The 12,831-nt window shown below is 40.8% G+C and carries 13 protein-coding genes; 3 read left to right on the top strand and 10 right to left on the bottom strand.

Going from position 1 to position 12,831, the window contains the following annotated elements:
• Positions 1-89 precede the first annotated feature (89 nt).
• From J2746_RS05345 to pyrG, 3 genes are read left to right on the top strand one after another with little or no spacing between them, the layout of a single operon-like run.
• A complete protein-coding gene (locus tag J2746_RS05345; RefSeq protein WP_209617352.1) occupies positions 90-272 on the top strand; it encodes a methytransferase partner Trm112 in 183 nt (60 codons plus the stop codon).
• Between the two features lie 18 nt (positions 273-290).
• Positions 291-1,007, top strand: coding sequence for a DUF7524 family protein (locus J2746_RS05340; protein ID WP_209617349.1), 717 nt, complete (start codon positions 291-293; stop codon positions 1,005-1,007).
• 14 nt (positions 1,008-1,021) lie between these two features.
• Positions 1,022-2,605: a glutamine hydrolyzing CTP synthase gene (gene pyrG / locus J2746_RS05335; protein WP_209617346.1), complete on the top strand. Its 1,584-nt coding sequence runs from the start codon at positions 1,022-1,024 to the stop codon at positions 2,603-2,605.
• A gap of 82 nt (positions 2,606-2,687) precedes the next feature.
• On the opposite strand, the gene truD is transcribed toward pyrG, so the two are convergent.
• From truD to J2746_RS05285, 10 genes are read right to left on the bottom strand one after another with little or no spacing between them, the layout of a single operon-like run.
• Complete coding sequence (gene truD / locus J2746_RS05330) at positions 2,688-4,010, bottom strand: tRNA pseudouridine(13) synthase TruD (protein ID WP_209617345.1); 1,323 nt, start codon at positions 4,008-4,010, stop codon at positions 2,688-2,690.
• 6 nt (positions 4,011-4,016) lie between these two features.
• Positions 4,017-5,198, bottom strand: a complete 1,182-nt coding sequence (locus J2746_RS05325; protein ID WP_209617344.1) for a transglutaminase-like domain-containing protein — start codon at positions 5,196-5,198, stop codon at positions 4,017-4,019.
• Between the two features lie 35 nt (positions 5,199-5,233).
• Positions 5,234-5,581 (bottom strand): peptidyl-tRNA hydrolase Pth2, encoded by a 348-nt coding sequence (gene pth2 / locus J2746_RS05320; RefSeq protein ID WP_209617343.1) that lies wholly within the window; start codon positions 5,579-5,581, stop codon positions 5,234-5,236.
• The gene (mptN, locus tag J2746_RS05315; protein WP_209617342.1) at positions 5,574-6,506 is read right to left on the bottom strand and encodes a tetrahydromethanopterin:alpha-L-glutamate ligase; all 933 of its coding nucleotides are present in this window, start codon (positions 6,504-6,506) and stop codon (positions 5,574-5,576) included. Before mptN ends, pth2 begins: the two co-directional genes overlap by 8 nt.
• A gap of 53 nt (positions 6,507-6,559) precedes the next feature.
• On the bottom strand, positions 6,560-7,327 hold the full coding sequence (locus J2746_RS05310; RefSeq protein ID WP_245249994.1) for a DUF434 domain-containing protein: 768 nt from the start codon (positions 7,325-7,327) through the stop codon (positions 6,560-6,562).
• Between the two features lies 1 nt (position 7,328).
• The gene (locus tag J2746_RS05305; protein WP_209617341.1) at positions 7,329-8,582 is read right to left on the bottom strand and encodes an MFS transporter; all 1,254 of its coding nucleotides are present in this window, start codon (positions 8,580-8,582) and stop codon (positions 7,329-7,331) included.
• A gap of 50 nt (positions 8,583-8,632) precedes the next feature.
• Positions 8,633-9,469: a nickel transporter permease gene (gene nikC, locus J2746_RS05300; protein WP_209617340.1), complete on the bottom strand. Its 837-nt coding sequence runs from the start codon at positions 9,467-9,469 to the stop codon at positions 8,633-8,635.
• A complete protein-coding gene (gene nikB / locus J2746_RS05295; RefSeq protein ID WP_209617339.1) occupies positions 9,453-10,397 on the bottom strand; it encodes a nickel ABC transporter permease in 945 nt (314 codons plus the stop codon). Before nikB ends, nikC begins: the two co-directional genes overlap by 17 nt.
• Positions 10,398-10,428: 31 nt before the next feature.
• A complete protein-coding gene (locus J2746_RS05290; protein ID WP_209617337.1) occupies positions 10,429-11,172 on the bottom strand; it encodes a class I SAM-dependent methyltransferase in 744 nt (247 codons plus the stop codon).
• A gap of 56 nt (positions 11,173-11,228) precedes the next feature.
• Positions 11,229-12,818, bottom strand: coding sequence for an ABC transporter substrate-binding protein (locus tag J2746_RS05285; protein ID WP_209617334.1), 1,590 nt, complete (start codon positions 12,816-12,818; stop codon positions 11,229-11,231).
• Positions 12,819-12,831: the final 13 nt, after the last annotated feature.

Below are 12,831 nucleotides of genomic sequence, written 5' to 3'. Positions count from 1 at the left end.
ATATTTTCTGGCAAACAGGTTCTATTTTGGTAGTTCAGGTGATAGAAAAACCTTATATTTATTGTAACGTATTGAAAGGTGGTGATCGAATGAAAAAGGACCTTATGGATATTCTTGCTTGTCCCATCTGCAAAGGGGACCTTGTCCTGAACATCGAAAAAGAGGACGACAATGAGGTTATTTCGGGCACCTTGTATTGTTCTGCCTGCGATGAATACTATCCCATAGAAGAAGGCATTCCGAATATGCTTCCACCTGATCTCAGGGAATGAAACTGTGAGGACATTCAATTGCAGCAGGTTCACATTAACAGACTTGGAGTAAATTCTATTGAATTCGACACAGATAGTGTCGAGTTACCTTTGTCTCCCGGTGAGGAACGCAGTTTTGAAGTTGTGCTGATCAATTATGGCGCTCCAACCCATGTCAACCTTTCTGTAAGCGACTCCCTGAGAGAGAATATCACTGTTCTTGAAGACAATCCTTATGTTAAGCACGAGGAATACATTCCTCTGATAGCACGTATCCCGTACGATGGCAGACTCTACACAAAAGGAGAAGTATATATTACTGTAGGGTATGGTTCAAAAAGACAGGGTTTCAATTTAAATCTCGGAAACCCGGGTCCCAATGAGACCGGTTTTTCAGTGGATGTAGATGAATCACTTTACAAACCTGCTGTTCAATCAACAAAATCCAAATCAAAATCATCAGGATCATCCAGGTCATCAAAATCTTCTTCCATTTTCGGTGAAGATCACTGGAGTGCGCAGATTCCTTCCATATCAATGGAAATGCTCGGTTCAACCTTTGAGGCAATTTCTCCATATTCAGGTAGGATACTGAAAATTATCATTTTACTGTTATTAGCTGCTTTATTCGTTTCATTTATATTGTCGCTTGATCTTGAACAATTCTTTAGTTTCTACAATTCTGTTCTCTATTCGATCATGCTGACATTTCTGATGGCTTATCTATTATTGAGACTTCCTAAATCTAAAAGATAATCAAGGTGAATAATATGAAATATATCATAGTTACCGGCGGTGTAATGAGTGGTCTTGGAAAAGGAATAACCACTGCTTCAATAGGACGTAATCTTAAGAATAAAGGCTACAAGGTCACAGCCATTAAGATCGACCCCTATATCAATATTGATGCAGGTACTATGAGCCCTTTCCAGCACGGAGAGGTCTTTGTCCTGAAAGACGGAGGTGAAGTGGACCTTGATCTTGGAAATTATGAGCGCTTCCTTGATACTGAACTGACACGGGAGCATAATCTGACAACAGGCAAGGTCTACGAGTCTGTTATTTCCAAAGAACGCAGAGGAGAATACCTTGGAAAGACCGTCCAGATTATCCCTCATATCACAAATGAGATTAAGGAGCGCATCCGAAGAGTTGCTGCAAAAAGTGGTGCGGATGTCTGTCTTATAGAAGTTGGCGGTACTGTTGGTGACATTGAAAGTATGCCATTCCTTGAAGCTGTAAGACAGATGTACCGGGAGGAGCCAAAAGAGAATCTTGCTTTTGTTCATGTGACACTTGTACCAATGGATCCGCAGGGTGACCAGAAAACAAAGCCAACACAGCATTCGGTAAAAGAGTTAAGAGAACTTGGCCTGAAACCTAATATTATAGTAACCAGATGTCCTGAACCTCTGCTTGAAGGCACTATCTCAAAGATATCTCTTTTCTGTGATGTTTCAGAAGAAGCTGTTATCAGTGCTCACGATGCAGATGATATTTATGAAGTCCCTCTTATGCTTGAAAAAGAAGGTCTTACTGATTTCCTTATGAAACATCTTGAGCTTACCTCTACCGGATCAGAGGACAAGTCCTGGTCAAAGATGGTTGACAGAATGCATCATCTTAAAGGTGATGTGAAGATAGGGATTGTTGGAAAATATACTCATCTTGAAGATTCATATCTGAGTATAAGCGCATCTATCAAACATGCTTCAATTGAATGTGGTGTCAACTATGAAGTTTGCTGGATAAACGCTGAGACCTTTGAAGACCATCCTGAAATGGTCTCTTCACTCTCTGAATACGATGGAATCCTTGTACCAGGAGGTTTTGGTGAAAGAGGAACCGAGGGCAAGATCAGGGCTATCCAGTATGCAAGGGAGAATGATATCCCATATCTTGGTCTATGTCTTGGAATGCAGTTATCTGTTATCGAGTTTGCAAGAAATGTTGCAGGTCTTGAGGGTGCTAACAGCTCGGAATTCGATGAGAACACACCTTATCCTGTAATAGACATCTTACCTGAACAGGAGAATGTGGTTGATATGGGTGCAACAATGCGCCTTGGTGACTATGATGCGGCTCTTAGACCAGGCTCACTCGCAGAGAAAATATATGGTCAGTCCAGTATAGTTGAACGTCACAGACACAGGTATGAGGTCAATCCTAACTATGTTGAAAAGATAGAGGCAAAAGGAATGGTATTTTCAGGTAAGAACAGGAACAGAATGGAGATTGCTGAGATACCCGGTAAAAAGTTCTTTTTTGCATCACAGTTCCACCCGGAATTCAAATCCAGGCCTGGAAGACCTTCACCACCATTTAAGGCTTTCATTGAGTCTATGATCAAATGAATGAGAATTGAAAACCTGAAAAATTAAACAATAATTTATTTTTGATTATTGGAAAGATAAAAGGCCCACAGTTGCAATGGGCTTAACTCATTTTTAAAGGATCTGTTTTCATGTATTCCCTGAGGACCGTTGTTGCATAGCTTCCTTTCGGGAGAGAGAACTTTATTGTAGCTTTGCTTTTTCCGGGATTCAGCTCATCTTCTGCCGTTTCAAATCCCGGCTCACAATGAAGTAATATTTCCCTGCGAAGTCCTTTTGAATCAATTTTCGGGATATCTTTTATTTTGAAATCATCTGTCTTAAATCCTGTTTCACTGAAAACAGCAAGCTCAAGTTCTCCTGGCTCATCCGAAGCAAATTCGCTCTTGTATCCAATAAGAGGGCCTGTCACAAATGCCCTTCCTCTTTTCAGAAGATTGTTCATTCCGCTTACATTATCTTCCGTTGCTTTTTGCAGTTTAGCTGTATCAGGTAGGCCCTCTTTGTTCTTGAAACAAACAATGTCCCCTTTGACAGCCTTGTCAAGTGGGAGTCCCTGTTCGATCCTTTTGCATATTATACGGTTGAACATGTAGGATTGATAAGCGTGGATGAACATCTTACTGATATTACGTGAAAGTACACTGAAAGATCCTGCATAGTCTCCCGGGTTCTCAATCAGGTAGTGCATCATGGCTCTCTCATACCTGAGCCGGAGAGGATATATTTTGAGTCCTTCTGCAAAATCCTTTGTTTCCCATACATAATCTCTTGCTTCTTTCACATCATCTGTCTCATCAGGGAATGATCTTGCAATGTATATCAGAGCAGCTTTTTCTATGTCCCCTTTAAGTAACTGTTCTCCAACCATGTGGGTGACAGGTCTGACAGCTCCGAATCTCTGAACTCCGAAAAAGTTAGGAACTCCTCTGAATTTCAGTATCTCATCGGTAATTTCATTTAATATTTTTTTGAGTTCATCAGGGCTAGCATCAATGTCCCTCACTGTAATGATAAACTCATTTCCGTAAAGGTCTCCAAGACCTATGGATCTGTCAGATCTTCCTATGACTTTAAGCTCTACATCTTTAATGTAAAAATTCTCAATATCCTCTTCGGACATGTCATAAATACTGATCTTCTGGGTAGTTTTAGCCCTTTTATCCTTGGTGCCGGCAAAACCGATTCTCTTCTGGCTGATACCAAGTTTACGGGACATATCCCTTACAAGATGGTGTGTATCCCAGTTGGTTTTTGTGAGTTCAAGTATCAGGTTCTTACCACTATCGCCTTCTTCACGGTTTGTGATCTCTTTGACAATAAAATCTTCAGGCTCCTGCCTGAGTACACCACCTATACCTTCGGTATGTGTGCAATAAAGGTCTATTCCCATTTTTTTTTCAATTTCAGGTATTATTGGTATCATTAATTATCATCCTAAGTCCGGAGCAATGTCAATCACAGTGACAGTACTTGTATTAAGAAAAGTCCATCCCGTATCTGTTGGTGCTGTTCCTCCTGGAAGCCCTCCTGCATAGATACTGGATGTGGGGTCCAGCATAAGCCAGCAACCATATTCGTCCGTAGTATAGTATATCGGCACCGGTCCGTAATAATTACTGATGGCATCTGCCATGATCTCAGTATCATTCCCAATATATGCTGCTGCAAATGCATGCGTATCTGTAAGGTAGACTCTTGAAGTTCCTCCGATTGCTTCTATCAGTGAGGCAAGCAGGATGGCATAGTCATCACAGTCTCCGGCTCCGACAGTCATCGTTTCTCCGGGAGTTGACCACAGGTCTTTCCCTCTGGGGTCGCTTATGTATTGTATGTTTTCTTTAGTGTCATCAAAAAGGTGACATATCTGGTATATATTGTATTGACCGGGATATTTCTTTGCTGAAGCCGCTGCCATGGTGCGGACCTGGACATCGTAAGGATCTACTTTTTCATTAACCTGATTGAACATCTGTTCGGGATTATTTGAGTAATCAGGATTCTGTGTTTCCATTTCCGGGCTAACTTCTATTGTGATTTCTTCGAATTTCTGAGTTCTGTAATCATGCCACTTTCCCGATTCAGTTTGAACAAGGAGTGATATACGGGGTTCCAGTTCCATTTGTGTGGCTTCCCGGCTTATGTCAATTGATAATATACCTACACGAGCCTTATCATCGGGTTCTATAGTAACTCCTGCTTCATGGAGTACCATTTCGTTCTCTTCACTTACCAAAAAACCGAATTCATAAATGTATATTGGTGTATTTCCCATGTTGTGTATAATTACACTGATCACGGCTTCATTTCCCTCTATGAACTCGGTGTAATAATAGGAACTTGACAATTCAAAACCAGGCATCTTTTCAGTCAACTGGTCAGGACTCTCTTCATAAACAGACACATCCTGATCAGGAACTATCGGTACAGTTAGTTCACTGGGTTCTATCTGGTAATAATTTTCGTTCTGGAACAGAGTTACTGATGAAGGCTTGAAAATTCCCTCGACTTTATTCATAGACTCTGAAATACAGCCGGAGCTTAACATGATACCTGATAGCAAAAAAACTACCATGATAAGTTCAAGAATCTGCGTTTTTTTCTCATTTTTCATGCCAAACCCCCAAATACAATGTATTACTCTATGACTTAGAGGAGTTTTAAATTTCCTGTCACTTTATCAATGTCATCTACTTTTGCAGGTCCTATGCCCAGTACAGTTACAGTTCCCGGAGCAATCTGGGTCAGTCCTGCATCCTGTATTAGTGCAGTTGGAAGCCCCTGTCTTCTTGCAACTTCTTTCAGTTCAAAGAGGTCTTTTAATGTCGGAACTCTCAGAACCACTTTTTTCTGCCCGCCTTCCTTCCACTTATCAAATGCAGAACGTTCAGCCCACTCTGAAGCAGAGACTGCTGCATGCGCAACCTGAACGGCAAGTTTACCTTTGGATAGTTTAAGATCGTCCCTTATAACAATGCATTGTTTGTATTCAGTCATTTTGATGCCCCGTTTTTATAAGTCTGCTTTCTATGGCAGTTATGATATGCTCTGCAACATTGATATTCAGGGATTTATAGATGCCTGCTCCTGAAGGTGTGGCGTTTATTTCAAGGATGAAATATCCATTGTCACTTTCAATAAAGTCAACACCTGCATATATGGCCCCAATGGCCTTTGAAGCATCGATACACATTTTTTTCTGCTCTGCTGTAAGTTCACAGGCTACTGGAGTACCGCCCTGACTCAGATTGTTCAGCCACCACCCCTCAGGTGCTTTTCTGTAAATAGCCCCTGTTATTTTGCCGTCAACAACAAATGCGCGAATATCCTGTCCTGAGTTTTCTATGAACTCCTGTATATAAAGCATTCCTTTTTCATCTATTATTTGATGTATTAGTTCTATTGGAGATGTTTTCATTTTATTTCCATCTGGTGCAAGAACAGTTCCCTTCTTAATACGTTGAATGCCAATCCCTTTGTATCCGAATACAGGTTTTATAATTACATCCTCAAGTTTTTCAATGATTTCAATAGCCTTTTCTGCTTCCTGAGTTACAAAAGTTTCAGGTGCAGGTATTCCGGCTCCTGCCATCAGACAGCTTGCGTAGAACTTGTTGGCAGCATTTTGTATGGCAACTGGAGAATTTATTATAAGCACGCCGCTTTGCTCGAGTTCTCTCAATGCATCAAACCGAAATATATGTGCATCATTCTTTCCAGGTCCCATGTCCCTGATAATAATTGCATCCAGTTCTGATAAACAGACATCTCCTGCTCTGTGGCTTACACTCCTGCCAATGGATGTTTCGAGTTGCATCAGATCAGGAAAAAATGTTTCAAATCCTCTTTTTTCCGCTTCCTGAATAAGAGCTTGAGCTGTCCAGTCATGCGGATCAGTTACAATAATTCCCAGTTTTTTCATATTCCTTCCTTTATTTCTAGGTATTATGAACTATTAGAACTCTTGCCTGCAAGTTAACGGTTGGAACTGCTGAAAATACAACCTGGAATATCCACAACATTTTCCACAGCATCAATAATTACACCATCTGCTGTAGCCACCACATAATCTGAATCACAGTTTTTCAGGTCATAGTCCACATGTTTTGATGTTTTTGCATCACCAGTGATCAATAGTTCATCCATGCGTTTCCTGATGAATGCTGCAAGTTCTCCGCTGTTCTTCATCTGAGTATCAAGTAGTACTTCAGCACTTTCAGTATTTGAGTTCCGGATGAAATCCAGCATTTCTTCAACAGCTTTGAATGTATTATTGCCATTAGTATGATTTTTGAATACTCCTCTTGTGTCCCGTAGGAACGAATCATCTGCTAACCATACCTCTTCTCCGTCAATCAGGCTTTCCAGTGTAATAAGAACGTTATAACCATCTATGAGTACTTTTCGACTTTTCAAATCGCTAAAGTTAAGTTTCTTTCCTTTGCGAGAGCTGGCTATTTTTTTGGAAAATACAGTACGTCCCAGTATGTATCTCTCATTTTTATCCAGTCTGTAATGGTCAGCTACAAAACGGATTGCACTATCTCTGCGGTAGTCTCTTTCAAGAAGGTAACGAATGTCTTCAGCAACCTCATTTCCGGATTTGATCTTATCATTCAGGCTTTTGATTATGTGTTTGTTCTCTGACATTATTTGTTTAATATTCTTCCTGGTCAGTCTTTCATTCTCTATGTTTAAATCTTCTTTTTGAGAATTATATATGTTGGCATTGAGTTCTGACATTTCATGTAGCTGTCATGTTCTTTTCAAGTTTGTCAAAGAATATGAAGTTCAGTATGGCAGCTGCTGCGTACATCCCACAGGTAATAATGAAAGGTAACCTGTAATTGCCTGAAGCTAGTATATAGCCACCTGCATATGTTCCCACGCCAACAAACACATAACACGTCATCCAGGCAATACTGTTCATTGTTGCTCTTTCTTCTTCACTGACAATTTCAAGTTTGAAGTTATTTAATATTGGATTTGCTAGATTCATCAGGGTTGACCTCATAATGTAGGCAAATCCTACTATATACAAAACCGGACTTGATATGAACATCAAAAGAAAAGGTATGGATAATATCTGGACAATAGATGCTACTCTTATTTTTCCAAAACTCTCAGTAAATCCCGGAAGGAACAAAAGCGCTATCATCATAAGAATTTCCGCAAGGGAGAAAATGAATCCTATTTCATCAGAACCAGCATTGATTATCACGTCAAGGTATACATTAAAATAGGGAAGTGCAAGTCCCCATCCCAGTCCGAAAAAGATGTATACTACAATCATTTTCAACACATTTTGTGATTTCAGAAGACTGCTGAAGATGTATGAACGCTTTTTACGGTGGACAACGGTTTTTTCCTCTTTTATTTTAAGTAATGGCAAAAAAGAGACCATTATTGTCAACAGTGACAGCATTAGTGTGATTCGGTATGCAAGTGAACCACTGGCGTCCATTGCAGTCACTTTTGCCAGTATAGCAGGAAAAGCACCTCCTACTAGATTTCCAGCCATTGTAGCACCGGTATAGAGTAACTGATACATTGAAAACAGGTGCATCCTTTCAAAAGGCTTCGAATTTTCCAGCATGAACGTCGAACCTGTTACAATATTCAATGCAGATGATGCTCCGTAAAGTATACTGAAAAACATCAGGAGTTCTTTTATTGCTGTGTTATAAAGGAATACAAGGGAAATAGTAAGCAGTAAACATGATAACAGAAGTGTTCTTTTTCTTCCTATGCGGTCACATATCATAGCTGCAGGGATTGAGAAGACACCGGTGGCTATTGATGTTAATGATAATATCAGCCCAAGAAAATCTTCTGAATATCCAAGCCTCAGGATGTAGAGATTAAAGATTACCTTATACACTCCAAGGTTTAGGGAAATCATGAACACATATGAAAGGAACATCCTTGCGTTTGGTGTGAACTCCTTTATCCGTGAAAAATAGTTTCCAGTTGATGCTTTAGCCTTCTGTATGACCATTAGTATTCCTGCAATTGATATGTTTTTGTTCGAGTTTTTTTAAAATAGTGTTATAGTTCAGAACTTCTGTTTTTTCTGGGATCAAGAATATCTCTCAGGCTGTCACCCAGATAGTTGAATGCAAGAACTGTCGCCATAATAGCAATACCTGGGAAGATCATTATATAAGGTGCGGAGCGGATGTATTCTCTTCCATCAGTAAGCATGGATCCCCATTCGGGAGTTGGTGGCTGGATTCCAAAACCAAGAAAACTGAGTCCTGCAGATGCAAGTATTGCATATCCCATTCCTATGGTTGCCATGACTATGAGTGGTGACATTATGTTTGGAATTATGTGCTGTATAATTATGTGTGAATCCTTTGCTCCAAGACCTCTGGAAGCTGTGACATAATCATGTTCTTTTACATCTATTACAGAGCTTCTTGCAAGTCGTGCATAACCTGTCCACTCCACTATTATAAGAGCGATGACCATATTGGTGAACCCTGCACCGAAAAGTCCCGATATGCCAAGTGCCAGCAGCAGTCCGGGGAATGCAAGGAACGTATCAACTATACGCATAATAATCTCATCCAGAATCCCTCCATAGTATCCTGAAATAGTGCCGACGGTCATTCCGAATAAAAGAGATGAAGATACAACCAGCAGGCCAACTGATAGTGATATTCTTGACCCGAATATAATCCGGCTTAAGATACAGCGTCCAAGGTGGTCGGTTCCAAAAGGATATTCTGCGGATGGTTCCTGAAGTCTCTTCTCAAGATTTGCTTCTTCCGGGTCATGTGGTGCAATATATCCGGCAAATAGTGCCACGATAAATAATATTGTAAGAATTACAAAGCTGAGTATGATACCTGCACTGTGTTTTTTAATTGCGGGTCTCATATCTGATCCTCGGGTTAAGGTATGCGTAGGATAAATCAACAGCGAAATTGATCAGCACGAAAATGACAGCTATGAACAGGATACAACCCTGTATCATGGGATAATCCTTGGTAAGTATGGATGAAACGATTAGTTTTCCAAGTCCGGGCCATGAAAATATGGTTTCCACGATCACTGAACCATTAAGAAGATATCCGAAATTAAGTCCTGCCATGGTAACTACTGGTATAAGGGAGTTCTTCAACGCATGCCTGGATATTACGAGATATTCCGGCAGTCCCTTTGCCCTTGCAGCTCTGATGTAATCCTGTCTGAGCACGTCAAGCATGCTTGCTCTCATGAGTCTCATGGTCACTGCTGCATAGCCTGTTCCAAGGGTGATGGCAGGTAGTATTATATGTGACAGGTCACCACTTCCGTAACCTGAGGACGGTAGTACTTTCAGGAACAGTGCGAATACGATTATCATTATGTATGCCTGCCAGAAGTTTGGCATGGAAACACCGAACAGAGCTGTGAACCTGAATAAGTCATCGATGATAGTGCCGTGTTTCAAGGCTGCTATTATCCCTGCAGGAATTGCAATTAAAAGTGATATCAACATGCTTACGATTGCAAGCTTCAGTGTTGCTCCGAATGTCCGGAGTATTGCATCGCTCACTCCTTCATTGGTCATATAGGAATATCCAAGGTCCCCATGGAGCACTTTTCCCATCCATGTGAGATACTGTATATGAATAGGCTTGTCAAGTCCCTGTTGTATCCTGAATTCCTCAACGGCTTTCTCGTTTGCACCACCTGAAGGGCTCATGAGTGCATTCTTTGCAGTATCTCCGGGTGTTATATAGATTATCCCGAAACTGACTGCTGATATCAATGTAAGGACCGGTATCAGGAGTAATACTCTTCTGACAATGAACTCGATCAAATATGCTCCTCTTTTATTCCTGTTTTGTTTCTTACTGTTTTCTGGCCTTTATCATGTACACAGGCTCAGAAAGGTTCAGCTTATCTCTCCACGTCCTCTTCTTCCCGGAAATATAGGGATTCTCAATCCTTTCAATGTTAACATCTTCAAAACCTGCTTCCTTAAAATAGCGTTTTACTTCATCAGGTTTTAGACTGAAAAGAGGTAGCTCTTTTTTGAGTGGATCATAATGCTTGTTGTAGATGCGTGGATATTTTGTTTCCCTGATCACTTTTATGGCATTTGAAATCTTTCTTAGTGTTTTGCTCAGAATGCCATCGTTATGCCAGTCACCATCTATGGCAATGATCATTCCTCCCTGTTTAAGGATTCTCTTCCATTCCATCAGTGCCTTACCTGGTTCTGGTAGTGTCCAGAGAAGATATTTGTTCATAACCACATCAAAATGACTGTCGGGTAGTTCAAGATTCTCTGCATCACCCTGCATGACATCAATTTCAAGTGATCTCTTCAGTGCATTTTCTTTTGCCTTTTTGACCATATTCTCTGACAGGTCTACAGCTGTGACATTATGCCCCATTTCAGCACATATAAGCGCCAGAAATCCGGGTCCGGTTCCAACATCAAGTACTTTCAGACTATCTCTGTTGTCCATTGCTTCGGACAAAATTGTCATCCATGTATTTCTTTCCTCATCTGACTGGTCAACGACAAAAGAGTTGTAAGTATCACTCCTGTAATCCCAATAATTCTGAATAACTTCTTTTGTTTCCATATTAATCACCTCTTTTATAATATCTGAAAAAGTAGTGTTCCGGATTTCCCGGAACATTATTCATTGAGATAGATGTCCTTTGTCAGGATCGTGATTTCATTTGGGTATTCCTTGTAACCTCCCACTTTGGTATCGTATCCGGTGATTGCATTCTGGTAGAATATGTATATCTCCGGGCAGTCTTCCAGGATCTGTCTCTGGACATTGTCGTAGTATTCTTTCCTGAGATCCTCATCAGAGCTTTTCTTGGCATCATCAATCCACTGGTCTACCTGTTCGTTAGAGTATCCAGTTTTCTGTGCCTCAGTTCCGCTAGAATAGAAATGCTTGCTGAAGAAGTAGTCCGGGTCACCTGTTGGAGCGACTCCCCATGCATAGAGGGCAAGGTCATAATCTCCTTCGACCATCTTTGCTTCTATGGCACTGCCTTCCATGGTGGTCAGACTTGTTTTCAGTCCAACTGATTCGAACTGGGTCACAATTACCTCAGCAGATGGTTTAAGTTGCGGACGGCTTGTATAGGTGTAAATGCTGATCTCAAAGTCCTCTCCGTTATACTCGAGATAGCCATCATTGTCTATATCTTCCAGACCTGCTTCTGCAAGTAGTTCTTTCACCATTGTTTCATTTCTCTCAATGACTTCAAGTTCATCGTTAATTGACCACTGAGATACTGAAGGGAATACACTTTCTGCAGGTGTTCCTCCAATTCCTTCCAGAGCAACGTCAACGATCTGCTGACGATCAATTGCATGGTTCATTGCCTGTCTGAAATTCACATCGTTGAATGGTTCCTTGTTCATGTTGATGTAGAGGAAATATGATCTGAGAGTTTCTTTGGATGTGATCTCAAAGTCCTCGTTGCTTTCAATATTTGAAACCTCGGATTGTGGTATGTATCTGGAGATATCAGCGTCTCCACTTTCGAGCATGAAAAGACGGGTCATACCATCACCTACAATATATGCATCTATAGTATCAATTTCAGAAGCACCATTCCAGTAGTCATCGAATTTTTGCAGACTGATGCTGACTTCACGCTCATAGCTCTTGAACTTGAAAGGTCCGGTTCCAACCGGTGAGTTTTTAATGTCATCTGCTTCGGGGCTGACAATTGACATTATAGGGTCTGTCAGACTTGCAATGGTAGGTGCATATGGATATTTTGTTGTAATTGTGATTGTGTTTGCTGATTCACTTGTAATGGAGTCGATGAAATCGTATTCGCTCTTTCTTGAGTTTTCAGAGTTAAGCACCCTTTTAAGGGAATATACAACCGAATCTGCATCCATGATAGTACCATCATGGAATTTGACCCCATCCCTGAGTATTATTTTCCATTCGGTATCAGAAACCTGCTCGTAACCTGTGGCAAGTTCAGGTTGAAGTACCATATTTTCATCGTAACTGAAAAGTGTCTCGTATATGCCGAATTCACGCACATACCATCCTACCCATTTGCTTGCGGGGTCAAGTGAATCGGAAGGACCCTGTGCAAGTACACAATTCAGATGACTTCCAGATTCAACGGTATCTGTTCCGCTATCATCCTGGTCAATGCAAAGAGAACCTGCAACGACCGCAGTAATTAAAATAAGTACCAGAAGTGGTACTTTTATTCTTTCCTTAATTTTTGAAATATTCATTTTAATCCTCTGC

It is taken from the genome of Methanolobus bombayensis (genome assembly GCF_017873415.1).
Classification (GTDB): Archaea; Halobacteriota; Methanosarcinia; order Methanosarcinales; family Methanosarcinaceae; genus Methanolobus; species Methanolobus bombayensis.
This window is presented reverse-complemented; position numbering and strand designations above follow the sequence as displayed.